General features: G+C 58.9%; 28 protein-coding genes. 9 read left to right on the top strand and 19 right to left on the bottom strand.

Annotated elements, in window-relative coordinates:
- Window positions 1-1,344, top strand: coding sequence for an N-succinylarginine dihydrolase (gene astB, locus ACQUQP_RS09215; RefSeq protein ID WP_432698501.1), 1,344 nt, complete (start codon window positions 1-3; stop codon window positions 1,342-1,344).
- Window positions 1,345-1,533: 189 nt separating this feature from the next.
- On the opposite strand, the gene minE is transcribed toward astB, so the two are convergent.
- The 4 genes from minE to ACQUQP_RS09195 form a co-directional block, all read right to left on the bottom strand.
- A complete protein-coding gene (gene minE / locus ACQUQP_RS09210; RefSeq protein WP_432698500.1) occupies window positions 1,534-1,788 on the bottom strand; it encodes a cell division topological specificity factor MinE in 255 nt (84 codons plus the stop codon).
- Entirely contained in the window at window positions 1,788-2,600 is an 813-nt protein-coding gene (gene minD / locus ACQUQP_RS09205) for a septum site-determining protein MinD (RefSeq protein WP_432698499.1), read from the bottom strand. Before minD ends, minE begins: the two co-directional genes overlap by 1 nt.
- A gap of 68 nt (window positions 2,601-2,668) precedes the next feature.
- Window positions 2,669-3,415, bottom strand: a complete 747-nt coding sequence (gene minC / locus ACQUQP_RS09200; protein ID WP_432698498.1) for a septum site-determining protein MinC — start codon at window positions 3,413-3,415, stop codon at window positions 2,669-2,671.
- A 156-nt stretch (window positions 3,416-3,571) separates the two neighbouring features.
- On the bottom strand, window positions 3,572-4,174 hold the full coding sequence (locus tag ACQUQP_RS09195) for a DNA-3-methyladenine glycosylase I (protein WP_432698497.1): 603 nt from the start codon (window positions 4,172-4,174) through the stop codon (window positions 3,572-3,574).
- Window positions 4,175-4,489: 315 nt separating this feature from the next.
- On the opposite strand from ACQUQP_RS09195, the gene ACQUQP_RS09190 reads away from it, so the two are divergent.
- From ACQUQP_RS09190 to ACQUQP_RS09170, 5 genes are all read left to right on the top strand, one after another.
- Window positions 4,490-5,068, top strand: coding sequence for a ZrgA family zinc uptake protein (locus ACQUQP_RS09190; protein WP_432698496.1), 579 nt, complete (start codon window positions 4,490-4,492; stop codon window positions 5,066-5,068).
- Window positions 5,065-5,784, top strand: a complete 720-nt coding sequence (locus ACQUQP_RS09185; protein ID WP_432698495.1) for an ABC transporter ATP-binding protein — start codon at window positions 5,065-5,067, stop codon at window positions 5,782-5,784. The genes ACQUQP_RS09190 and ACQUQP_RS09185 overlap by 4 nt, the downstream gene beginning before the upstream one ends.
- Entirely contained in the window at window positions 5,778-7,031 is a 1,254-nt protein-coding gene (locus ACQUQP_RS09180) for an ABC transporter permease (RefSeq protein WP_432698494.1), read from the top strand. Before ACQUQP_RS09185 ends, ACQUQP_RS09180 begins: the two co-directional genes overlap by 7 nt.
- 42 nt (window positions 7,032-7,073) lie before the next feature.
- The gene (locus tag ACQUQP_RS09175; protein ID WP_432698493.1) at window positions 7,074-7,637 is read left to right on the top strand and encodes a DUF3299 domain-containing protein; all 564 of its coding nucleotides are present in this window, start codon (window positions 7,074-7,076) and stop codon (window positions 7,635-7,637) included.
- A 203-nt stretch (window positions 7,638-7,840) separates the two neighbouring features.
- A complete protein-coding gene (locus ACQUQP_RS09170) occupies window positions 7,841-8,395 on the top strand; it encodes a ZrgA family zinc uptake protein (RefSeq protein WP_432698492.1) in 555 nt (184 codons plus the stop codon).
- Between the two features lie 67 nt (window positions 8,396-8,462).
- Here the strand turns inward: ACQUQP_RS09170 and ACQUQP_RS09165 are convergent, their stop codons facing one another.
- The 14 genes from ACQUQP_RS09165 to nifE all read right to left on the bottom strand — a co-directional run bounded on the left by ACQUQP_RS09165 (window position 8,463) and on the right by nifE (window position 19,322).
- A complete protein-coding gene (locus ACQUQP_RS09165) occupies window positions 8,463-9,881 on the bottom strand; it encodes an FAD-binding oxidoreductase (RefSeq protein WP_432698491.1) in 1,419 nt (472 codons plus the stop codon).
- Window positions 9,882-10,332: 451 nt separating this feature from the next.
- A complete protein-coding gene (gene nifS, locus ACQUQP_RS09160) occupies window positions 10,333-11,541 on the bottom strand; it encodes a cysteine desulfurase NifS (protein ID WP_432698490.1) in 1,209 nt (402 codons plus the stop codon).
- Window positions 11,542-11,543: 2 nt separating this feature from the next.
- The gene (gene nifU / locus ACQUQP_RS09155; RefSeq protein ID WP_432698489.1) at window positions 11,544-12,452 is read right to left on the bottom strand and encodes a Fe-S cluster assembly protein NifU; all 909 of its coding nucleotides are present in this window, start codon (window positions 12,450-12,452) and stop codon (window positions 11,544-11,546) included.
- Between the two features lie 37 nt (window positions 12,453-12,489).
- Complete coding sequence (locus ACQUQP_RS09150; RefSeq protein WP_432698488.1) at window positions 12,490-12,810, bottom strand: HesB/IscA family protein; 321 nt, start codon at window positions 12,808-12,810, stop codon at window positions 12,490-12,492.
- Between the two features lie 218 nt (window positions 12,811-13,028).
- The gene (locus ACQUQP_RS09145) at window positions 13,029-13,439 is read right to left on the bottom strand and encodes a hypothetical protein (RefSeq protein ID WP_432698487.1); all 411 of its coding nucleotides are present in this window, start codon (window positions 13,437-13,439) and stop codon (window positions 13,029-13,031) included.
- A complete protein-coding gene (locus ACQUQP_RS09140) occupies window positions 13,436-14,209 on the bottom strand; it encodes a Rossmann-like domain-containing protein (protein ID WP_432698486.1) in 774 nt (257 codons plus the stop codon). Before ACQUQP_RS09140 ends, ACQUQP_RS09145 begins: the two co-directional genes overlap by 4 nt.
- Before the next feature lie 29 nt (window positions 14,210-14,238).
- Complete coding sequence (locus ACQUQP_RS09135; protein ID WP_432698485.1) at window positions 14,239-14,610, bottom strand: hypothetical protein; 372 nt, start codon at window positions 14,608-14,610, stop codon at window positions 14,239-14,241.
- A gap of 26 nt (window positions 14,611-14,636) precedes the next feature.
- Window positions 14,637-14,960, bottom strand: a complete 324-nt coding sequence (locus ACQUQP_RS09130) for a (2Fe-2S) ferredoxin domain-containing protein (protein ID WP_432698484.1) — start codon at window positions 14,958-14,960, stop codon at window positions 14,637-14,639.
- 32 nt (window positions 14,961-14,992) lie between these two features.
- The gene (gene fdxB / locus ACQUQP_RS09125) at window positions 14,993-15,304 is read right to left on the bottom strand and encodes a ferredoxin III, nif-specific (protein WP_132286934.1); all 312 of its coding nucleotides are present in this window, start codon (window positions 15,302-15,304) and stop codon (window positions 14,993-14,995) included.
- A gap of 13 nt (window positions 15,305-15,317) precedes the next feature.
- The gene (locus ACQUQP_RS09120) at window positions 15,318-15,524 is read right to left on the bottom strand and encodes a CCE_0567 family metalloprotein (RefSeq protein WP_432698483.1); all 207 of its coding nucleotides are present in this window, start codon (window positions 15,522-15,524) and stop codon (window positions 15,318-15,320) included.
- Between the two features lie 19 nt (window positions 15,525-15,543).
- Window positions 15,544-16,011, bottom strand: coding sequence for a NifX-associated nitrogen fixation protein (locus tag ACQUQP_RS09115; protein WP_432698482.1), 468 nt, complete (start codon window positions 16,009-16,011; stop codon window positions 15,544-15,546).
- Between the two features lie 36 nt (window positions 16,012-16,047).
- Entirely contained in the window at window positions 16,048-16,521 is a 474-nt protein-coding gene (locus ACQUQP_RS09110) for a NifB/NifX family molybdenum-iron cluster-binding protein (RefSeq protein ID WP_432698481.1), read from the bottom strand.
- A 1-nt stretch (window position 16,522) separates the two neighbouring features.
- The gene (nifN, locus tag ACQUQP_RS09105; RefSeq protein ID WP_432698480.1) at window positions 16,523-17,905 is read right to left on the bottom strand and encodes a nitrogenase iron-molybdenum cofactor biosynthesis protein NifN; all 1,383 of its coding nucleotides are present in this window, start codon (window positions 17,903-17,905) and stop codon (window positions 16,523-16,525) included.
- Window positions 17,898-19,322, bottom strand: coding sequence for a nitrogenase iron-molybdenum cofactor biosynthesis protein NifE (nifE, locus tag ACQUQP_RS09100; protein ID WP_432698479.1), 1,425 nt, complete (start codon window positions 19,320-19,322; stop codon window positions 17,898-17,900). Before nifE ends, nifN begins: the two co-directional genes overlap by 8 nt.
- Before the next feature lie 315 nt (window positions 19,323-19,637).
- On the opposite strand from nifE, the gene ACQUQP_RS09095 reads away from it, so the two are divergent.
- The gene (locus ACQUQP_RS09095) at window positions 19,638-20,585 is read left to right on the top strand and encodes an SPFH domain-containing protein (protein ID WP_432698478.1); all 948 of its coding nucleotides are present in this window, start codon (window positions 19,638-19,640) and stop codon (window positions 20,583-20,585) included.
- Window positions 20,585-21,046: an NfeD family protein gene (locus ACQUQP_RS09090; RefSeq protein WP_432698477.1), complete on the top strand. Its 462-nt coding sequence runs from the start codon at window positions 20,585-20,587 to the stop codon at window positions 21,044-21,046. The genes ACQUQP_RS09095 and ACQUQP_RS09090 overlap by 1 nt, the downstream gene beginning before the upstream one ends.
- A 183-nt stretch (window positions 21,047-21,229) precedes the next feature.
- Here the strand turns inward: ACQUQP_RS09090 and ACQUQP_RS09085 are convergent, their stop codons facing one another.
- Window positions 21,230-21,874: a TetR/AcrR family transcriptional regulator gene (locus tag ACQUQP_RS09085; RefSeq protein WP_432698476.1), complete on the bottom strand. Its 645-nt coding sequence runs from the start codon at window positions 21,872-21,874 to the stop codon at window positions 21,230-21,232.
- 180 nt (window positions 21,875-22,054) lie between these two features.
- On the opposite strand from ACQUQP_RS09085, the gene ACQUQP_RS09080 reads away from it, so the two are divergent.
- Window positions 22,055-24,091 (top strand): FAD-dependent oxidoreductase, encoded by a 2,037-nt coding sequence (locus ACQUQP_RS09080; RefSeq protein WP_432698475.1) that lies wholly within the window; start codon window positions 22,055-22,057, stop codon window positions 24,089-24,091.
- Window positions 24,092-24,144: the final 53 nt, after the last annotated feature.

Here is a 24,144-nt window from a genome sequence, read left to right as displayed (position 1 = left end):
ATGAACGCGGTCGAGGCAAACTTTGACGGACTGGTCGGTCCAACGCACAACTACGCAGGCCTGTCGCGCGGTAATATCGCGTCGGAGCGGCACCGCGGGCAGGCATCCAGCCCCAGACAGGCAGCCCTGCAGGGGCTGGCGAAGATGAAATACCTGGCCGATCTTGGTCTGGTGCAGGCTGTACTGCCACCCCAGGAACGCCCGGATATCACCACGCTGCGACGGCTTGGCTTTTACGGCAGTGACACGCGGGTACTTGCCGATGCCATGCAACAGGCTCCCCTGCTCCTGGCCAACTGCAGTTCTGCCTCGGCGATGTGGAGCGCCAATGCCGCGACGGTTTCGCCCAGTGCCGATACGCTCGACGCCCGGGTGCATTTCACCCCGGCCAACCTGATCAGCAAACTGCATCGCTCCCTGGAAGCCGCCACCACCGCCAGAGTACTGCAGGCGATTTTTCCCGACGATGAATATTTCCATCATCATTCCCCACTACCGGCCCATGAGTCCCTTGGCGATGAGGGCGCAGCCAATCACAGCCGGTTTTGCAGCGATTACGGCGAACCTGGCATCGAGCTGTTCGTCTACGGCCGCAGCATCTTCTCATCAGCCGACTCGCCGGTTCGCTTCCCGGCGCGGCAAACCCTGGAAGCCAGCCAGGCCATAGCTCGCAAACATCGATTAAAACAGGACGCGACCCTGTTCCTGCAGCAGAACCCGGCCGTCATCGACCAGGGAGTGTTCCACAATGATGTGATCGCGGTGGGCAACCGCACACTGCTGTTCTGCCATGAACACGCCTTTGTCGACCCCAAGCCTCTATACCGCCTGCTGGAACAGCGATTGGGTGCGCAATTCCGGTTAATCGAGGTGAGCGAAAATGAGGTCAGCGTCGCGGATGCCGTATCGAGCTACCTGTTCAACAGCCAGCTACTTTCACTGCCGGAAGGCGGCCAGCTGTTACTGGTCCCATCGGAATGCCGCGAAAATCCGGGCGTCTGGTCGTATCTGCAACGGATTCAGGGGGAAAGTGTCAGGCAGATCGAGGTGTTCAAGCTGAACCAGAGCATGAATAACGGCGGTGGCCCCGCCTGTCTGCGCTTGCGGGTGGTGCTGAACAATGACGAGCTGAGCGCGGTCAATGCCGGAGTTCTGCTGACCGACCACCTCTACAACCGTCTTTGTGACTGGGTAGAGAAGTATTATCCGGACCGGCTGCTGCCTGCGGACCTGGCAGACCCGGCACTGTTACGAAGCTCGCGGGAAGCGCTTGACAGGCTGGCACAGATACTCGGTCTCGGAGCGGTTTATCCGTTTCAGATCGAGCCGGGTCCTCGGCCCTGAAGCGTCCGCAATAGATCCGCACGCGCAGAAATTCAGGCAGGAACCAGACTGCTCTCGCGATTTAGCTGAGAAATGTAATTTTTAGTTCTCTGACATCCAACGTGGGGCAATAGAAGGCGTAAGCGCGGGCAAGCGATGCCCGCGCTGATGATCCAACGCACCACTGGACAGCAATCTGTACCGGGGTGGTCAGCCTTTCTCGTGCTCCGGCAGCGTGACGTTCAGCTCCAGAATCGAGCAGTTCTCGTCCAGGTTTACCTGCACGTCATCCACATCGATATCGACATACCGGGAGATCACCGCGAGAATCTCCTGCTGCATCTGTGGCAGATAATCCGGCTGGTTACGCTGGTTGCGCTCGTAGGCCACCAGCACCTGCAGGCGTTCCTTGGCGACATTGGCCGAGGTCTGCTTCTTGGAGCGGAAATAACTCAGAATACCCATTAGCCCTTCCTGCCGAATACACGGCTGAACAATCCTTTGCGCTGAACTTCCAGGAAGCGGTGCTCTTTTTCCTCACCCAGGAAACGGCCGATCGCATCCATATACGCCTGACCCGCATCGCTTTCGCTATCCAGTACCACCGGCTGCCCCTGGTTCGAGGCTTTGAGCACTGCTTCGGATTCCGGTACCACGCCGAGCAGCGGAATGGCCAGAATCTCCTGCACGTCCTCAACGCTGAGCATCTCACCGGCCTGAACACGGGCCGGGTTATAGCGGGTCAGCAGCAGGTGTTCTTTCACCTGTTCGCCGTTTTCCGCCTTGCGTGACTTGCTCTGCAGTACGCCCAGGATACGGTCGGAGTCACGTACCGAGCTTACTTCCGGGTTGGTGACGACGATGGCGGTATCGGCGAAGTAAAGCGCCAGCTGGGCGCCCTTTTCGATGCCGGCCGGGGAGTCACAGACGATGTAATCGAACATCTCTGACAGCTCGTTCAGGACGCGCTCCACACCTTCGTGGTTAAGCGCGTCTTTATCCCGCGTCTGGGAGGCCGGCAGGATATAAAGTCCTTCGGTACGCTTGTCCCTGATCAGCGCCTGGTTCAGTGTCGCTTCGTTGTTGATCACATTGACCAGGTCGAACACCACACGGCGCTCGCAGCCCATGATCAGGTCCAGGTTACGCAGGCCTACGTCGAAATCGACCAGAACAGTCTTGTGCCCGCGCAGGGCCAGTCCAGTACCGATTGCCGCACTGCTGGTCGTTTTTCCGACCCCGCCCTTTCCGGACGTCACAACAATAATTTCAGCCATTTAAACAGTTTCCATACATATGGATTAAACAGGTTCCGGTGCGGTTCAGCTTAGCGCCACAACAGCCGCTACAACAGCACCGTGTCCAGCCGGGTCCCGGACAGGTGTGCCTGTACGGGCTTCTTCCAGTGTTCGCTCTGTAGATCTTCGCACGCTTTGAAGTAACCGGCTATTGAGATCAGTTCAGCTTCCAGGCTTTGACAAAAGATACGCGCCCCGGTATCACCGCTGACACCCGCCATCGCCCGCCCCCGCAGAGGACCATAGATGTGGATGTTGCCATCGGCCATCACTTCGGCACCGGCACCCACGGACGACAGTACGATCAGGTCTCCCCCCTGCACATAGACCTGCTGACCGGAACGCACCGGCGCAGTCAGAATCCGGGTTTTACTGCCGACCTCCTCAGCCGTGTCGTTCGGGTCTGCGGCCGGCTCGGCCTTTTTCTCCTCGACGGGTTCTTCCACCACGCGCTCGGCCCGGGCCGCGCCCCCGAAACAGCTGAGCCCGAGGCTCAGGCACAGGGCCTCGTCGTAACGGCTGCTGCCGCGGATACCGATGGGGTTGAGCTCACTCTCGCGGCAGACCGCCAGCAGTTCATCCAGCGGCGGCAGTGGCTTGTCGGCGGGTAAACGCTCGAAATTAAGCACCACCGGCATCTGCCGGAACAGGGACGGCAGGCGCGCCGCATGGCTGGCCAGATCCGCCTTGAGGCGTGATTCGTCGTAGTCGAGCAGTACCAGCTCGTTGAGTGATACGCGAGAGTTTTTAAACTGAAAAAGAGGGGTATCGCTGGTACGGGTATCTGAATTCATAAGCAGGCGTTTTGAGCGTTCTCACTCCAAAGATTGAAAGCGCGCTAAGAGTATCACGCGCTCCCGGGACTCACTACAGCCCCGCTGCCTTATCCTGACCCGAATTGGCCTTAAAGGTTCGTCCCGGGCGAAAAGTTTCGCCTCAGATGAGGCCCTTCACACCGGTCGCTTGAAATCAGCCCGGGCGGCATCAACCTCCTTGCGGCTGACACAGTCGTGCAGATGGTCGTTAATCAGCCCCATCGCCTGCATGAAGGCGTACACGGTGGTGGGACCCACGAACTTCCAGCCGCGCTTTTTCAACTCTTTAGACAGCGCGACCGACTCCGCTGACGTGGTCTGGCTCTGGGGCTCGGCCGGGGACGCCGGTTCATAGCCCCAGACGAAGGCGGCGATCGAGCCTTCACGCTCAACCAGCTCCTGCGCCCTGCGAGCATTATTGATGACCGCCTCTATTTTGCCGCGGTGACGGATAATTCCCTTGTCCTGCAGCAGCGACTCCACATCCGCCTCCCCCATCTCGGCCACCCGGTTGAAATCAAACCGATGGAAGGCGTGGCGAAAGTTGTCCCGCTTGGCAAGGATGGTGCGCCAGCTCAGCCCGGACTGAAAACTCTCCAGACAGAGTTTTTCAAACAGGCGACGGTCATCGTCCACGGGAAAGCCCCACTCCCGGTCATGATAGGGAAAGAATTCAGCCACTTCGCCACACCAACCGCACCTTGGCCGACCGTCCGGGCCCTGCACCGTTTTACCCATCTCTTTTCCCTCTCCAGTGTTTTCTTATTCGCCGGACGCCTACCTTGGCAATCAGCGCCCAATGATCCTGCCGGGACAATGTCACGGCCCCGGCAAACGCCTTACATTGCATCAAAAATGCTGGGTTTAACGGCTGTTCTCCCGACCGTTGAGCCATTCAGCTCCGAACTTCCCATGCCCGCCAGGGTCTTTGTAATCACCATTGAAGCTACTCTATCGCACCACTTGATGAAACCTGACTTGGCGATATCATTGTTACAATATAACATACCGCCGTTTGACACTATTGTTGTCCCTCTCAGGATAGGAGGTCCCATGATCAAAGCCGCCAAACTCGTAGCTCCCGTGCTGCTTTTAGCCTCCGGGAGCGCAATCGCGCAGGATGCCCTGGCCCCGCACGTACATGGCGAAGCCAGGCTGCAGGTCGTACTCGACGAACAGGAGCTGGTCATCAATCTGAACAGCCCCGCGTATAACCTGTTGGGCTTTGAGCACGCGCCACAATCGGCTGAAGAGCACGCGCTGGTCAGCAAACTCGACAACAGGATGCGGGAACCCGCGTTCTGGATCGAGCTGCCCGCGGCCGCCCGCTGTTCATTAAGCCGGGTCACTCTCGGTCAGCATGTGGAGCAATGGGGACACGGCGAACCACACGACCATCAACAGGGCCTGGCAGATCACGACCATGCGGATGCCCCCTCGGCCCACAGCGAACATCGCGACCTGGCCTACGAATACCGGTTTCTCTGTGCCTATCCCGAGCAGTTCGAGCAGGCGCGGGTCAAACTGTTTGAGCACTTCCCCGCCCTGACCAGCCTGCACGCCGAGGTGATTGGCGCCAGCCAGTCCCTGCAGGAACTGAACGCCGGCAACCCGATGCTGCGTATGCCATGAGCAGTAAACCCACAATCGCGATCGAAGCACTGAGTTTCGGTTGGCCCAAGGCGCCACGGCCACTGCTCAGTATCCCGGAGCTCAGCCTGTCACCCGGGGAAAGCCTGTTTCTGCAAGGCGCCTCGGGCAGCGGCAAAAGTACGCTGTTGAACCTGATCGCCGGCGTACAGACCGGTTACCGGGGCTCCATCAGCGTCTGCGGTGAACAGCTCGAACACCTGTCAACACGGGGCAGAGACCGGTTACGGGCGGAGCGGATCGGCTTGGTTTTTCAGCAGTTCAACCTGCTGCCCTGGCTGTCCCCGCTGGAAAACGTGGTGCTCGGATGCCGCTTTTCAGCTCAGCGCCGCGAGCAGGCCTGCCAACAGGATGGATCGGTGGAAGCCCAGGCACTCAGGCTAATGGAAGAGCTTGGCCTGAAGAGCCTGTCGGGGGAAAAGCGGTCTACCGCGACCCTGTCGATCGGCCAGCAGCAACGCGTTGCAGCGGCACGGGCACTGATTGGCAATCCACCGCTGATTATTGCCGACGAGCCGACCTCCTCTCTGGATAGTGATCATCGTGACCGCTTTATCGAGCTGCTGCTGTCGGAGTGTGAGCGCAGCGGCGCATCCCTGCTGTTTGTCAGCCACGACCGGTCACTGGCCGATCATTTTGACCGGGCGTTGAGCCTGGAGACGATCAACGGTTCAGCCCGGGAGGGCCTGCCATGCTGATCGGACTGGCCTGGCGCAGTCTGCTGAACCGCAAAGGCGCGGCGCTGCTCTGCGTGTTGACCATCGCCATCAGCGTCACCCTGCTGGCTGGTGTCGAGAAGGTCCGCCAGGATATGCGCGACGGTTTCTTCAATACCGTCTCGGGGACCGACCTGATCGTCGGCGCCCGTTCGGGTCAGGTTGAGCTGCTGCTCTACTCGGTGTTTCACCTGGGATCAGCCACCAACAATATCCGCTGGTCCAGCTACCAGACCCTCGCCGGAGACAGCTCGGTGGATTGGGCCGTGCCGATTTCGCTGGGGGATTCACACCGCGGCTTTCGCGTCGTAGGCACCAGCCAGGCATTTTTCGAACGTTATCGCTACGGCGACAAGCGTCCTCTCAGCTTTGCATCCGGGCGCGGCTTCAACGGCCTGCACCAGGTGACCCTGGGCGCCGACGTTGCCAAGAGTCTGGATTACAAAGCAGGTGACCGGATCATCCTGTCACATGGGCTTGGCAATGTAAGCTTTGCGCAGCACAAGGATCAGCCATTCCGGGTGGTGGGTGTGCTGGCCCCCACCGGCACACCCGTAGACCGCTCCCTGTTTGTCAGCCTTGAATCGATCTCTGCCATTCATGCCGGCTGGCGCGCCGGCGTGCCGATACCCGGCCTGTCTGTCAGTGACAAGCAGCTGGCCGAGATGGACCTGACGCCGAAAGAGATCACCGCCGTGATGGTCGGGCTGAAATCTAAAACCTCGGTTTTCCAGTTGCAGCGCGCGATCAACAACTTCAGGGGCGAGCCGCTGCTGGCGATCCTGCCCGGTGTCGCACTGCAGGAACTGTGGAAAGTGGTTGCTCGCGCCGAGCAGGCGATGCTGGCGATCTCTGCCTCTGTGGTACTGGTTGGACTGACCGGTATGCTCGGTGTGCTACTCACCGGCATGGAGCAGCGGCGGCGCGAGCTGGCTCTGCTGCGGGCGATCGGCGCCTCCCCCCACCACCTGCTGTTCCTGGTCATGCTTGAGGCTTGCTTGCTGACCGCCAGCGGTATCGCGCTGGGCCTTGGCAGCCTCTGGAGCGTCCTTATCATCGGCGGCGATAAACTTCAGCAGTTTCTGGGGGTCTACCTGACATTAGCCTGGCCGCCGTCCCTGGGCTGGATTATTCTGGCGATCTTTGCCGCCGGTCTGCTCGCCGGCTTGCTACCTGCCTGGCGTGCCTGGCGCTATACCCTTGCCGACGGCCTGACGCCCAACACCTGACATGCCAACTGAAAAATGGCCCGACAAAAACGGAAACACCCGATGAAAAATCTGCCCCGGCTCGCCCTGTTGTTGCTACCCCTGCTGCTGGTCGGACCACTCCACGCTGACATGCTTAACGGCGAGAAAGTGGAAGAGATCACCTGGGACAGCCTGATGCCGCCGGATTACAACCTGAGCTTCGAAGACCTTTACGGCGCCAGCGAGGATATAGTCAACGCGCTGGACGACTATGACGCCGAGGCCGGCCAGCTGCTCGATCATATGCAGCAGGTGCTCGCCTCGGCGCCGGTTGTCGAGGAGCTGGATGGAAAAATGGTACGAATTCCCGGTTTTGTGGTCCCGCTCTCGGGCGAAGATCAGCTGATCGACCGGTTTTTCCTGGTACCCTATTTCGGCGCCTGCATCCACACTCCGCCACCACCCTCGAACCAGATCATCGATACCCATTATGAGCCGGGCACCAAGCTCGACAGCCTCTATGACGCGGTCTGGATCACCGGAAAGCTGACGTTGCACACCTACCAGCATGAGATGGGGACCGCCGGCTACAGACTTGAGGCTTACCAGATCGAGCCCTACGAAATGGAGGACCAGGAAGGCTAGGCAAACAGGGCGCAGATTTATCACTTCCCGGGCATATAGGCTGGCTCGCTCTCAACGCCGTCAGGCTGCGCAGAATCAATGTTCGCGGTCGTTTCCACCGCTTCCCTGAGCATCTAATGCCACTGGGGTATAACTCCTTTTCGCCAGAGCGGTTACAATTGTCTACAGCGTCTCCAAATGACCACTGTAGACAAGGAGTCAATATGCGCATATCGACAACGGGCAGCATCTCGCTGGCCGCCGCCCTTCTGGCAACCTCTGTATATGCACAGAACCCACCGAACACCCATACTCACGGCACCTCGACCGTACAGCTGGTGCAGCGTAACCAGGAGTTGGTGATCTATGTCAGAAGCCCGGGCGTTGATATGCTCGGCGTCGGCCGCCTCCCCATCAACATGGAGGAGCAGACCAAACTGAGCCAGGTCGAAGACAACATGCGTAATCCAGCTTTCTGGATCGACCTGCCCGCTGCCGCAGGCTGTAACATGACGCGCTACTACCCTTCCCAGCATCCTGTCATTGCGGGCCGTGGCGCGCTGCAGGAGATGAGCCCGGGCAAGGACTACAGCGACAAAGGCGAGCACATGGATCTGAACTTCACCTATCACTTCCACTGTGCCAACCCGGGCGCCCTTGATTCCGCCCGTATCAAGCTGTTCGACCAGTTCCCGAGCATTCAAACCGTGAACGCCAAGGTGCCCGGTCATCCGGTGCAGGCGCTCAGTGCGTCATCGAATATGGTGCAGCTTCGCTAAAACGCAACAGCGGCCAAGTGGGTATGAAGTGATCGAACCGATCCTTCATACCCTCTGACCAGCCGGTTTACTGCGGCCTGATATTCTGGTTTTCCCGGAAGAAGTTGTCTGGGTCCATCTGCGCCTTGATCGCCGCCAGGCGGTCGTAGTTTTCACCATAGGCACCGTCTACACGCTCCTCCCCCTCACTGATGAAATTCACATAGACACCGCCGGTCGCCAGCGGCCTGGTTGTATCGTAAAAATCCCGCGCCCAGTCGATACAGGTTTTATCCTGATCCGCGCTGTCCCAACGGGTGTGCACGTTCATAATGAACTCGGTATCCCGATGCGGATAGGCAGTCGCAGTCGGATCTACCCGGTTTATCACCCCTCCCATCTGCGCCACAAAGATTTCTGACTGAGCGCTGGGTAGCCGGCCGCCGAAGTCCACCAGCATATCGATGAGGTTATCGGGCAGTCCGGTAAAGTTGTGAGACTTCCAGTAGTTGCGCGCGCCCGGCGTTAATAGCGGATCAAACGCCTGCTGAAAGCCTGCAAAGGGATAAGCCCCGATACCGGTGCCAACCTCCTGGCCCAGCTGATGTACCGGCGCCAACGCCTTTTCACCCGACTCAAGATCACCGTTGTAGACGCCAACAATAATCACCACGCGGGTTCCATGTACCTCTTCAGGCAGGAATGGCAGAGGTGGCGCATCACGAATCACCGCCCAGAGGGTCAATTGATCGGGGCTCTTTTCACACAACGCCCGGTATTCGGTCAGCACCGATTTTGCCTGTGCAAATGGGAACACCGTGGGCCCTGCCATGACCTGAGGTCCAACGGAATGCAGCTTGAATTCAAACTCGGTCACTATGCCGAAGTTGCCGCCACCGCCACGAACCGCCCAGAACAGGTCCGGGTTCTGCTGCTCGTTGCAGACCAGACGGGCACCGTCGGCGGTAACCATTTCGGCCGAGAGCAGATTGTCCACCGTCATCCCGTAGCTGCGACTAAGCCAACCAAAACCACCGCCCAGTGTCAGCCCGGCAACACCGGTGGTCGAGTTAATGCCCACCGGACAGGCGAGACCGAAGGTCTGACATTCATGATCCAGGTCGCCGAGCGTAGCCCCCGGTCCAACCTTTACTGTTTTCGCCTCGGGATCGACCCGGACCGATCTCAGGGCACTGAGGTCGATCAGCATGGCACCGTCTGACAGCGATTTGCCGGCGATGTTGTGACCTGCGCCGCGCACCGATACCAGCAGGTTATTCTGGCGCGCGAATGAGACTGCGTTCATCACATCAGCCGTGCCGGAACAGACGACAATCAGCCCCGGTTTTCTGTCGATCATCGCATTCCAGATCTCTCTGGCGCTGTCATATTCCAAATCGCCGGGACACAGCACCTGGCCGTGGATCATCCCCTGCAGTTGGGACAGTTGTTCTTCGTTAAGCGCAATTGAATCGCCGCTCAGAGAGCGAACCTTGAGTTCAGCCATAACACATGCCTCCACTTTCTTATTCTTCTGCGTGGAATACGCGTACGGCGGGCACAATTAGATTTTGGGCCCACCAGTGTGGGCTGGCTGGCTTGTAAGCTGAATGGATTTCAGTCGCAAGGAAACCGAACGGACTGTCGATACACCTCCTGGAAAAGAGATCTTTTCGCAGTAAACAGGCCGTAGCTCACACGAAGAGCTTTTCGTAGCTGCTTTATTAGCAGTTACGAAAAGTGTAATGCATCAACAGCAATCCACTCGGAACCACATCAGTATGAATATTCATCCGATTCTGTATTACGGGTATTCCTGATCATAGTGCAGGGTTATTTCGGACTAAAACCGACAATACAGACGCAGGACGCAGGACAGGGTGAACATTGGAGCTGGTATACAGAAACGAAAAACGGAGGCCCGAGAGCCTCCGTTTCAGTCAGCCAAGATGAGGCTGTTAAGCGTAAACCGGTGCGAATGCCTCGTCCGGATTTTCCACCGGGCCGTTGTCACCCCAGTAAGGTGACAGCTTGCGCAACTTGGCGACGATGGGCGGTACCTCTTTGATCACCCTCTCCACCTCTTCCATGGTGTTGTAGCGAGAGAAGGAGAACCGTACGGTGCCGTGGGCCGCGGTGTACGGGATTCCCATGGCCCGCATCACGTGGGAGGGCTCCAGGGAACCTGAGGTACAGGCGGAGCCGGACGATGCGGCGATACCTACCTTGTTAAGCAGCAGCAGGATCGCTTCACCCTCGATGTACTCGAATGCGATGCTGGCGGTATTCGGCAGACGGTTATCCGGATCGCCGGTGGGGAAGCAGTTCGGGATAGCGGCCAGCAGCCCTTCCTGCAGGCGGTCGCGCATCGCCTTCACCTGGGTGTTCTCGAACTCCATGTGCAAGCCGGCCAGTTCACAGGCTTTACCGAGGCCGACGATCGCAGCCGCGTTCTCGGTACCGGCGCGACGGCCGCGCTCCTGGTGACCACCGCGCAGCAGCGGGCGATAGCGCACGCCACGACGCAGATAGAGTACACCTATGCCCTTGGGTGCGTGCAGCTTGTGGCCCGACAGGGACAGCATGCTGATGGCACTGTCTTTCAGGTTGATGGGCACCTTGCCGACCGCCTGCACCGCATCGGTATGGAACATGACGCCGGCTTCAGCCGCCATCTGTGCCATCTCTTCAACCGGGAACAGGGTACCGCTCTCGTTGTTGGCCCACATGACGCTGACAATCGCCACCTTGTCGCTGAGCAGGGACTTGTACTTGTCCAGGTCGAGGCGGCCCTTTGAATCCACCTCCAGCCAGTGAACGGTGTAGCCCTCGGTTTCCAGATGCTCACACAGGGTCAGTACCGCCGGGTGTTCCACCACGGTGGTGATGATCTCCTTACGCTCCGGCTGCGCCTTGAGTGCAGACAGAATCGCCGTGGAGTCCGACTCGGTACCGCAGGAGGTAAAGATGATCTCGGAGTCATGCTCGGCGCCGAGCAGATCCTGTACCTGCTTGCGTGCCTTTTTCAGCGCGAAGCCCACCTTGTTACCGAAGTTGTGCAGTGAAGAGGGGTTACCGAACTGCTCACAGAAGTAAGGTTTTATCTCCTCAAACACGATCGGGTCGACCATGGTGGTTGCGTTATTGTCGAGGTAAATATCGCTCATGATCAGGCCCCCATGCTTACCAGTGATTCTTTGGAAACCGGCACAACCTTAACGAACTCGCCCAGCTCCTCAATCAGGCGCTGCTGGATACCGCCGAGGGTCATCGCCGCCATCTGGCAGCCGGTGCAGGCACCGGTCAGGTTCACGTAGATGCTCTTCTCATCCACATCGATCAGCTCCACATCACCGCCATCGGCCTGAAGTGCCGGACGGATTGAGTCCAGCACCGCTTCGATCTTGCGAATACGGGCCAGGGTACCCATCTTCGGTGATTCCGGTGCCTTGGCTGCTGCAGCGGGCTTGGCAGCAACGGCAGCGCCGCCAGCGACAAAGGTTTCACCGTTTTCAGCCAGCACGCGGGTGAGGATATTCTCGATACCCTCATGGCAGGATGAGCAGCCACCACCGGCCTTGGTGTAGTTGGTGACCTCTTCCACAGTGTGCAGGCTGTTGGCACGGATGGTTTCTTCGATCATCACTTCATCGATGGCGAAGCACTTGCAGACCAGCGCGCCCTCTTCGTGATCATCTTCCCAGACCTCGCCACGGTAGTTCGCTACCGCCGCCTGCAGCGCTTCGCGCCCCATGACCGAACAGTGCATTTTCTCCGGCGGCAGGCCATCGAGGTAGTCGGCGATATCCTGGTTGCTGATCTTCAGCGCGTCGTCCAGGGTCATCCCCTTGATCATCTCGGTCAGTGCGGATGAGGAGGCGATCGCGGAACCACAACCGAAGGTCTGGAACCCCGCATCAAGTATCACCTCGGTTTCCGGTTCCACCTTCAGGGTCAGGCGCAGCGCATCACCGCAGCTGATCGAGCCCACATCACCGACCCCGTTCGCGCCTTCGACTGCACCGGCATTCTTTGGATCGTAAAAATGTTCTTTAACCTTTTCGGAATAATCCCACATCGCTTGAACTCCTCAGTCGATTTCTGCCGGTTAGGCCTTATGAGAATGATTTACCGCAGCCGCAGCTGTTGGTGGCATTCGGGTTTTCAAATTTGAAGCCGCTTCCCTCGAGGCCATCGAGAAAGTCCACGGTCACGTTTTCGAGCATCGGCTGGCTGGCCGGGTCTACCAGAATCCTGAGCCCGCCCATCTCGACGACCTGATCGTCATCCGCCGCGCTCTCTTCCAGCTTCATGCCGTACTGGAGCCCGGAACAACCACCGCCTTCAACCTTGATACGCAAGCCGGCAATGGGCTTGCCTGCAGATTCAATAAAACGGCTTACCGCACCTATTGCGTTTTCTGTGAGCTGTATCATCGCCTTCTCCTCGCGTGATCGAGTTGCTTGCAAAGACCGCTGCAAGCCCGGTGCCAGCCCTCTTTCGCAAAAATATCCGTTTATTATCAACAAAATAAAAATACACATACTTTAATTACGTGTATTTTTGTCGGAATTGGCGAGACAGGGAAAGCGGCAAGTGTCGTGTTTACTACATCGGGGTAGCGCAATGACGTCAGTCAACGCAGCGGGCCAGGTTAATCGCCCAGAAGTGCCTCATACGCCTGACGCATCAGCAGACGCTCAGTCACCGGGACCTGGAGCAGCTCCATGAGGGTGATGAAGCGTCCAGCCGGTAACGCGGGCAGGTCGTCACCGGCAATTCTGAGCAGTGCAACGGGCGTCCACTGGCGGGGCTCTTCAACCCAACCAAGCAACGGCGACGCCACACTGAGCTGCTCCGCTTTCAAACCAAGCCTTTGCGCCGCGGGCTCCAGCAATTGAACGGCCAGGGGAACCGGCATTTGCGGCTGATAGTCGGTGTGCAGGATCGACAACGGTGACAGCGGGCGCGGCAAACAGGCCGAGGTACCCTGCTCAGCATCCTGCACCCAGAAATGCAGCCGCGCACTGACCGCATGCAGGTGCACAACCATCACCCGCATCATTGCAGTGATCCTTCGCTGGAGAGCAGCCTGTAGCCAACGCAGCCCTGGAAAATACGTACGCCGCCTCCTTCCATTGCAGTACTCCAGAGGCGCTCCTCGTCGAGGACCTCCACACCGGCGAGGTAATCACACCCCAGATCGAACCATTGTCGGCTCCAGGGCAAAGAGGGGCCCATCAGCAGAGTGTCCGGCTTACGACAAAGTGCCAATAGCCGGGGTAAGGTGCGGTTAGCCAGCGCGCTGGCGGTCACAAAGGCCCAGCGGCTCTGCGGCAGCACCGTCTCGGCCGCCTGGTCCGGTAGATCGTTCACCCCGGGATTACGCTCGATACAATGGTAATCCAGCCCTTCCAGCACATCGTCAAGGCCGGGATAGCGCCCTATTACCGTCACCGGTCCTTTCCCCAGCCGCTCGCGCATGGCGCTGAACACCGCCAGGTTTCCGCCCCCAAGCGGACGAGCGTTGGCAAGCATCGGCGCATAATCGCTACTGCCGCGCAGCACCGCGTTAAGCGTGGCAACGGCAAGTGTGGTTTCAAACGGCTGCCAACTGTCGAGCCAGGCGATCAATTCGCTGGCAGGGCGGCCGCAGAGATCACCGGGCCAACTCAGCGTACGGCTGTACGCTTGGGGCGTCATGCACAAACCGGTATGGCCATTGACACGCACCAGCGTCCAAACCTGACCGATGCAGACCCGCTCAACAGGCGCAGAAAACCCCGGGCAGGACTGTGCCTCCCGGGTTAGCGAGGTATAAATCGATTGCGGCAAGTGGCACTCCTTATCAGCGCGGAAGAGTGTTAACAGCCTTCAAGTTCAGCCAGCAGTCCAACCTCGGCCTTGAGACGATCAGGCTCCCGTCCCCAGATACTGATCTGCTCCGCCCAGCGCCCCTCATGGGCGGGATGGGCGCACAACAGATCGCACTCCAGCAACAGTGAGCCATCGGCATTAACGACCAGCGTCGAGCGCCGCTGGGAGCCGTTCAGCGCCCAGCGGCCGTTCAACGTTGGCTCCCCGGTAAAGGGGTCGGTGCGCTGTTCAAAGCTGTACTGATCCACACCCGGCAACATCGCCATATCGAAGCCGCTTTTTTCCAGATGCTCGCGGCCGACGACGCAAGCGGCGTCCAGCAGCGTCCGGTAGTTTTCAACCAAGGCAGCAGTATCCATGCATCAAGCTCCTTCCCGGGCGGGAATTACCACTCCGCCTCCGGCGCCAGCAGTTCGGTCACAGGCGCGCCGCCGAGCAGATGCTCGTCGATGATCCGGTTCACGTCATCCGCTTTCACCGACTTGTAGAGGTGCCCACCGGGGTAAATCAGTACATTGGCGCCGAGATGGCAGGGTCCAAGGCAGCCGGTCGGCGTTACCGCTAACTGCTGGAACAGACCACGCTTGGCGATCTCCTCGGAAAAGGTCTGAGCAACCGCCGAGGCACCCACCGCACCGCAGCTGCCGCGCGGATGGCCTTCCGGTCGCTGTTGACCACATACAAATACATGAGCCTGAGGTCTTGGCATGATTCTGCTCCTTTCGGTTGATTAACGGGCTGTTAGGCAGCAGCCGGTTCGTGGCTATGACACTGTTTCGGACAGACACGGAAGCAGGATTCGCAACCGATACAGTCTTCCACGTTGGCGATCGCCATCACCTTCATCTCGTCGTCATCATCGTAATCGTCGTAGTCATCATCATCGGCGTCAGCCAGGGCCTCGCCGCGATCCACCAGTTCGAATACATCCCGCGGGCAGACCTTGTAGCAGCGGCCACAGCCGATGCAGGTCTGCTGGTTCAGGTCGGTGATAAAACTGGGCACCCACTCGGCACCGCCGCGGGTACGCCCTTTTATTAGCTCTGCAGACATCTCAAGATTCTCCTCAGCTCTGTACCGAATCCAGCTTCTCCTGAGCCGATTTCCAGGCCAGGCAGGCATCTACGGTTTTCTGTGCCAGGTCCGGCAAGGTCTGGTAGTCGGTCCAGAGGCTGTCCTCGACCAGGTCGTGCACGGCGGAAGCACACTCGGTGGCGATACGCTTGGCCTTGCGCGCTTCCTTCTGCAGCTTCTTCAGTTCTTCGTCTGTCATAACTCCCCCTCCTTCAGCGTTAATCTTCAGCGGCGGCGCGGAACTTCTCGATGGTTCCCAGTGCGCGGGCAACCAGCTTTTCGCCCTCGGCATCCAGCTTGTCGACGGAGTCGAATCCGAAGCGATGCACGTCACGCAGCGCCTTATCGACAACCACCAGCTTGCCGACCATGATCAGTGCCCGGCCGAAACCCTCATGAGTCAGGTTGATCATCGGCACCGCCATCAGCCCGCACTCCTGCTCCACACGCACGGCAATGGCGTTGTAGTACGCCTTGACGCGGGACACGACGACCTCGTCGGGATCGCCCACCACCGGGATCTCGCGACGACGCGCTTTGGTCAGGATCATCGGATCCAGCACTTTTTCATCGCCCCAGGTGTCGTAGGTGCCGTAGCTGTCCATGGCTCGCAACTGAACCACCATCTGTTTGACGAACGGGTTTTGCAGCGCGGCGGCGCCGACTTCTACACACATGTCGCTCATTATCGCTCTCCAGTTTTTACGAAACGTCCGCCGGGGTTATTCGTCCCAGCCTTCCGCCTCCATCGAATCGAATACATCCGGTCCCAGTCTCTGCCGCTGGATCGCCTTCGCCAGCCAGCTAGACGGCCCCGCTCTCAACTCCTCCTGCAGTGCCGCCAGCAGCTCCTCGATGGAGGTTTCATCGGTAACCCTTACCGGCTGTATCCCCTGCGCCAGCAGTTGCCTGACCGCCGAGGCACCGCAGGCGCGGCAGTAGAGCGCAGCACAGCCGGCAAGCTGTTCGATCTTGGCCGGCAAGCGGTCTTCGTTGTCCTCTTCGGTTTGGTCGGAAAACTCACAAACGGACAAAAGCCGGCTGCTTTCCACACCAACCGAAAAGATCGCGAATGCCCGCGCAGAACCGAAATGCTGGTTGACGTACTCACGGTCAGTGGTCGCGAAGGCAACGCGCAGTATTTCGATCTCCTCCGCACTGCCGACGACCTCTAGCCGTCGCGTCAGCGGTGTCATATCAGCCTCCCGAAGCCACCTGCAGCGCTGGCTCGTCGTCGCGTTTCTGGGCGTAAATCGAATGGTAAGGCGCGATCTCCTCATGCTGAGACAGCTTCAAATTGGAGATATCGAACAGCGTCTGCTGAATGCCGCGATAACCGCACCAGACGCGCTGGAAGCCGCCCACGTAGTCGTATTGCGGGAAGCCGGCGCGCAGTAACGGCTTGTGCAGCCGGGCAGAGGTTTCCGCCAGATGGCTGTTGCCGATCAGCAGTTCCGCTCGCGCCTCTTTGGCATCGTTTTCCAGATCCTCCAGATCGCCGATCTGCACCTCTTCCATGGCCAGCTCCTTCAGCGCCGGCCCCTTGGCCGGTGCCACGGCGGTGACCACTTCTCCACCCATGCTGACCACCAGGTCATGCAGCGCCAGCAGCAGATCCGGATCGGCGGCGATGGCTACGCGCAGCTGGCCGAGCATAAAGTGGGTATCGAGCATGGCATCCTGGAGCTGGCTGCGGTGACGGCGCCAACGTGTGGGCACCTCGGTACCGGAGAGCTCAGACAGGGTCATCATCCAGCGATCAACCTGTTTCAGGCTGTGCAGATGGGGGAATTCATGGTTCTCCACGCCGGTGCGCTGCTGCAGCAACTCGGCAGCGGTATGCATGGAAGCGCCGATTACCAGGGTGGCCCGACTTTCACAGGCGGTGGCCAGTTCATCCATGGTCAGACCGCCAGTAGTCAGCGGGTTGAACTCTTCCGTGGGCAGATGGCCATCCAGCGAAGTGGACAGATCGGGCAGCAGCAGCGGACGCAAGCCGAAGCTTTCGATGCTGTCACAGATAAACTCCAGGTCACCGGGCGTCAGGTGGGTACCGCAGATCACGTTGACCTGCTTGTGACGGCGTCCGGCACGGTCCGATTGCGGAATAAGCGCGTCGAAGATCGCCTTCATCGCCAGGGCATAGCCGGTCTCGAAGCAACCGCTGAAGTCCGGCGTATTCGCCGCAACCACGGCGACCTTATCGAACTCCGGGTGCTTGCGACGGAACTGGCCGATGGCGCCGGACATATCGCAGCCCTGGGTTTCGGCAAGGCCGGTGCTGCACAGGCCGATCAGCGCCGGCTTCTGCTTGTCGCTGATGGCTCGCAGCGCCTCAACGATATTGTCGTCGGCACCCATGATCGAGCTGACCTGATCCATCGCCGTGGTCTGCAGCGGGATCGGCTCACGGAAATGGCGTACAAAGAACACCTTGGCGAAGGCGGTACAACCCTGGCTGCCGTGCATCAGCGGCATGCTGCGATTGAACCCCAGGTAGGCCAGTGCCGCCCCCATGGTCTGACTGGCCTTGAGTGGCGCTACCGCCAGCGGCTTTTTGCGCTTATGAATCTTAGCCATGCTTCACCTCCGCCAGCTGCAGTGGTTCGATACTGTCGGAGCGCTCGCCCCAGGGAGCGGGCTCACGCACGGCCTGCCAGATCGGGCTTTCCATGGTCAGCGCCAGCTGACGCACCAGCTCCAGCATCCCCTCGTAACCGGCGTAGCCGAATTCACGTTCCTGGTTGATATCGAGGAAAGGAATCCGGGCCTTGAGCGCGGTATAGAGGTTACGACCACCGGCGATCAGGATATCCGCCTTGTAGTCGTGAACGATCTGGATCAGCTCCTTGGCACCACCCTCCTCGATCATCTTGGTGTCTTCACCCATCAGTTCGCGGATTCGGGCCTTGTCCTCTTCGGTGGACTTCTTGGTGCCGGTAGCAACCACCTTCATACCCAGGTCCTGCAGCGCAGAGATCACCGACCAGGACTTCACACCACCGGTGTAAAGCAGCACACGCTTGCCTTCGAGACGCTCACGCCAGGGCTCCAGCGCGGCGCGGATCCGCTTCTCTTCACGCTCGATCAGGGCCTCGGTGCGCGCAGTCAGATCCGGGTCATTGATCGCTTTGGCAAAGTCACGCAGCGCCTGGGAGGTATCGGTGATGCCGTAGAAGCTGCCCTCGAACCAGGGCACGCCGTACTTATCTTCCATCTTGCGCGCCACGTTCAGCATCGCCTTGGAACAGACCATCATCGTCACTTCCGCCCTGTGCATGGTCTGCACCTCACGGAAGCGCGCATCGCCGGACAGGGTGCAGAGCACACGGATACCCAGCTCGTCGAGCAGCGGCAGCACATGCCAGAACTCGCCGGCGATGTTGTATTCGCCCACCAGGTTCACATCATGAACCTTGATGCCGTCGCGGCGACCGGCCTCGGGCACCGGATCCGGGTCTCGGGTGCCGATCACATGCTTGAACATCGCCTCGCCGGCAATGCGGTTACCCAGGTTCTTGGTGCCGTAGAAACCAGCGCCATCCACCGGTACCACCGGTGTACCCCAGCGTTCGGTGGCGGCCTTGCAGACCGCATCCACATCGTCGCCAATCAGAGCGGGCACGCAGGTGTTGTAAACAAAAATGGCGGAGGGGTTATAACCGTCGATCGCCTGCTTGATGGAGTGGAACAGGCGCTTCTCGCCCCGCCCCATGATCACATCCTGCTCGGTCAGGTCGGTGGTCATACCGATGCGGTACAGCGTCGGCCCACTGGAACGTGTCCCCCGGTTATCCCAGGAGCTACCGGCACAGGCGATGGGGCCGTGGACGATATGCGCCACATCGGCGATCGGCAGCAACGCGATCTGCGCACCGTCAAAAGCACAACCACCGGCAGAAGCACCGGGCTTGGGCTTGGCACAACCGGATTTCTCTTTCTTGTTATGCTCGCAGGCTGGTTCGTCCAGCAGCTCGGCAATATCCTTGGCTTTCATCGGACCCTCCGGTTACACGGCGTGGATAGCTTGCAGACAGGGAGAAAGCATCTGTCCCTTGTCCGTAATCATCCTGCAACCGATATGCCACGGATAAATTATTGATTTTATTGAATAGAGAAACCGAGTAGATGTGAGAAAACCGACAAAGCAACAAGCGTCGTCCGGGTTGGTGCTAATGCGACAAAGGCGGTTATTGCAGGGGCGCTATCAGGCTGTATGCAGATGCCTACAGGTTTCCAAGAAGCGCTTCTCTTGGTCATACTAGGGCAGTAGACTCTCTACCTATCCCACACTTGCTAAAAGGATTTACTGATGGACATCGTTCAATTTCTGCTGAACAACCTGTTCACCGTACCGGTGGCGCTGTTTATCTTTGCGCTGGTACTGCTCAAGTCTTCAGTGATTTTTGTGCCGCAGAACCGCGCCTTCATGATCGAACGCTTCGGTAAATACCGGGCGACCAAAGAGGCGGGGCTCAACTTCCTGGTGCCCTTTATAGACAAGGTGGCAGCGGACCGCTCACTCAAGGAGCAGGCCGTCGATGTACCCCAGCAGGGAGCGATCACCAAGGACAACATCTCGCTGCACGTGGATGGCGTGCTCTACTTCCGCGTTCTGGACCCTTACAAAGCGACCTATGGTGTCGATGACTATGTCTTCGCGGTGACTCAGCTGTCGCAGACCACCATGCGTTCCGAGCTTGGCAAGATGGAACTGGATAAAACCTTTGAGGAGCGCGATGCCCTGAACACCAATATTGTCACCTCCATTAACGAGGCGGCCGGTCCCTGGGGCATCCAGGTGCTGCGTTACGAGATCAAGGACATCATCCCGCCCCAGTCGGTTATGGAGGCGATGGAAGCACAGATGAAAGCGGAGCGTGTGAAGCGCGCCCAGATCCTGGAATCCGAGGGTGACCGTCAGGCGGCGATCAACCGCGCCGAGGGTGAAAAACAGGCGATCGTTCTTGCCGCAGAAGCCGACAAGGCCGAGAAGATACTGCACGCGGAAGGTGAAGCGAGAGCGATCATAGCCGTAGCCGACGCCCAGGCGGAGGCACTGAAGACCGTCGGTGAACAGGCCAACACCGAAGAGGGTCAGAAAGCGATTCAGCTGGACCTGGCCACCAAGGCGATCGAAGCCAAACAGGCGATTGCGAAAGAGTCCTCCATGGTTATCCTGCCGGATAATGCCACGGACGCCAGCTCACTGGTTGCCCAGGCCACGGCCATCATCAATCAGATAAACAAGAGTGCCTGATGGAGCTATTAGCATCGTATCTGATTGAACTGCTTGCCATTCTGGGGCTGGCTCTTCTCGCCATTGAGGTGTGGGTACTGGGAGTCAGCACCCTGGTGCTGCTGTTTGCCGGGATTGCTCTGCTGCTCACCTCGTTATCGATGTATCTGGGCTTGATTCCCGATACCTGGCAGTGGGCGCTGATCGCGACAACAGGGTTTACGGTGCTGACCGGCGCCATTCTCTGGCCGATATTCAAGCGGCTGCAGCAGACCTCCGAGCATAAGGCCGTTACCAGCGACCTGATCGGTCACAGCTTTTACCTGCCTGCCGATACCTCGGTGCAGAACCCGACGAGCTATCGTTTTTCAGGGGTCAGCTGGCAGGTTATCAGCCAGGAAGAACTCAGCAAAGGAACGCTGGTTGAGGTGGTTGATCTGCAGGTTGGTCAGCTGTTCGTCCGGGCTAAACAGCCGGAGTAGTCTGTGACCCCGGAGGTTCACAGACAGGTGAGTCGTTTAGCGATATAACGACTCACCTTCCCTCTTTCGTCTTTTACTGCTCCTACTTCTTTTACTGGCGTCACCGAGTTCAAGCCTCCCCAGCTATGCGTTACCTGCCGCCATGCGCCTTGACCAGGGCATCACATGACCTTTCAGCGGCGATCAAGATGCAGCACCTGGTTCCGCGTAGCCGTGCCTGAAATAGAACCTCTCCAGCTCCTTGCGCTTGGGATATTCGCCGGTAAAGGTTTTCACATACTCAGGTATACGCTTCATCCTCACGTCGAGACTTTCATCGGACTGCATGGAGATATAACCAATCTGGACGAGGTAAATCGTCCGTGCATGCACATCGGCTGCCGTCTGATCAAAACCGTTACGCTGAAACAGGTCACATAGCGCACCAAGCCGCTGCTGATCCGCAAGCTGCACCTCGGCCTGGATCTCCTTCGATTGCAGCGCCCAGCTGCGCATCGCGAACTCGAAACGGGAATCAAACAGGGATTCATCCAGCCAGCAATCGAAAACATTCAGCGTTGCCTCAGCCAGGGACTCGGCATAGGCCTGAGACTGCCTGACGATGCTGCCGGTGTTTTTGTCCTTCCACTTTTGCACCAGTGCATCGAGCAGCTCCTCCCGGTCGCGGAAAAACCAGTAGAAGCTGGTACGCGATAGCTGCAGCTTCTTGCCCAGGGCGGCGATTTTTACCCCTTCTACACCCGACTCAACCAGAATTTCACTGGCCGCATCGAGCCAGAGATCGGCCGATCCACGCCAACCACTGTCATTCGACGTTTGCTTATTCATAGGCACTTTTTCATCCAACCAGAACCGCCAAGTGTACACGGCATAGCCGTAAACGACACTAATGAACAATTAATTGACACTACTGTACATTCTACCTAGGATCGGTCCATCGAATAAAAAATCACCACTTCAAACAGTGGTTTCCACAGCCCATATAACGCCCGACGCCGGAGCCCGATCATGTCCAATGACCCGCTTTTGCAGCCTTATAAAATCAACAACCTGACCCTGCGCAATCGCATTATCATGACGGCCCACGAGCCCGCTTACCCGGAAGACGGTATGCCCAAGGGCCGCTACCGCGCCTACCACGTGGAACGGGCTAAAGGCGGCGTCGCGATGACCATGACGGCTGGCTCCGCTGCGGTGTCGAAAGACAGCCCGCCCGTCTTCAACAACCTGCTGGTCTACAAGGACGAGGTTGTGCCCTGGATGAAGGATCTGACCGATGCCGTTCATGAGCATGGTGCTGCCATCATGATCCAGCTCACTCACCTGGGCCGACGCACACGCTGGGACAAGGGCAACTGGCTTCCGGTGGTGTCTCCGTCCCACCATCGTGAAGCCGCTCACCGGGCCTTCCCCAAGAAGATGGAAGACTGGGATATCGAGCGCATCATCAAGGATTACGCCGATGCCGCCGAGCGCATGAAAGCCGGCGGCATGGACGGTATCGAGCTCCAGGCATACGGTCACCTGATGGACCAGTTCTGGTCACCACTGACCAATGAACTGGATGGCCCCTATGGCGGCTCCCTGGATAACCGCCTGCGTTTCACCTTCGACGTGCTGGGTGAAATCCGCAAACGGGTAGGCCCCGACTTTATCGTCGGCATGCGCTACACCGGTGATGAACTGCTGGAGAACGGCCTGACCCGGGAGGATGGTCTGGAGATCTCCCGTCGTCTCAAGGAAAGCGGCATGGTCGACTTTCTCAACGTGGTGCGCGGACATATAGATACCGATGCCGGGCTGACCGACACCATCCCGATCCAGGGAATGCAGAACAACCCACACCTGGATTTTGCCGGTGAGATTCGTGCTGCCACCGATTTCCCGGTGTTCCACGCCGCCAAGATTTCCGATGTCGCCACAGCCCGCCATGCCATCACGTCAGGCAAGGTCGACCTGGTCGGCATGACCCGTGCCCACATGACCGACCCCCATATCGTGCGCAAGATCATCGACAAACGGGAAGACGAGATTCGCCCCTGTGTCGGCGCCAACTACTGTCTGGACCGTATCTACCAGGGCGGCTCTGCGTACTGCATCCATAACGCGGCGACCGGCCGTGAAGAAACCATGCCCCACGAGATCGCCCAGGCGGAAGGCCGCAAGAAAGTGGTGATCGTCGGCGCTGGCCCCGGCGGCCTGGAAGCGGCCCGTGTGGCTGGCGAGCGCGGCCATGAGGTGGTGGTGTTTGAAGCGGCGAACCAGCCTGGCGGCCAGATACGCCTCACCGCCCAGAGCGAGCGGCGCCGCGAGATGATCTCGATCATCGATTGGCGTATGACGCAGTGTGAACGCCTCGGCGTTCGCTTTCAGTTCAACACCTACGCGGAAATCGAAGAGATCGAAGCGGAAACACCCGATGTGGTTGTCATCGCCACCGGCGGCCTCCCCCATACAGAGGTTTTGTCAGAGGGCAACGAACATCTGATCTCCGCCTGGGACATTATCTCTGGCGACGTAAAACCCGGCAAAAATGTTCTGGTCTATGACGACGCCGGCGACCATGCGGGGCTGCAGGCGGCCGAGATCATCGCCAAGACCGGTGCCAGGGTGGAGATCATGACGCCGGACCGGGCCTTCGCCCCCGAGGTGATGGCGATGAACCTGGTGCCCTACATGCGCACACTGCAAAAGCTGGATACCGCCTTTACCGTGACCTATCGCCTGCAGGCAGTCGAGAAGACAGGCACCGGACTCAAGGCCCATATCGGCAGCGACTACGGCGGCGTCGCACAGCAACGGGAGTTCGATCAGATAATCGTGAACCATGGCGTGGTGCCGATGGATGACCTCTATTTCGACCTGAAACCCGGATCATCCAACCAGGGTGAAATTTCCCACGACCAGCTGCTTGCCGGTCAGCCGCAATCCGTGCAGCGCAATAGCGAGGGCAGCTACCAGCTGTTCCGCATCGGTGATGCCGTGTCCGCGCGAAACACTCATGCTGCCATCTATGACGCCCTGCGTTTAATGAAAGATATCTGAATAGAAGGCCGGTCTGCCGATGGTCCAGATGATCACCGGTAGACCGAACCGCC

The organism is Marinobacterium sp. YM272, assembly GCF_050908845.1.
Taxonomy (GTDB): domain Bacteria; phylum Pseudomonadota; class Gammaproteobacteria; order Pseudomonadales; family Balneatricaceae; genus Marinobacterium_D.
This window is presented reverse-complemented; position numbering and strand designations above follow the sequence as displayed.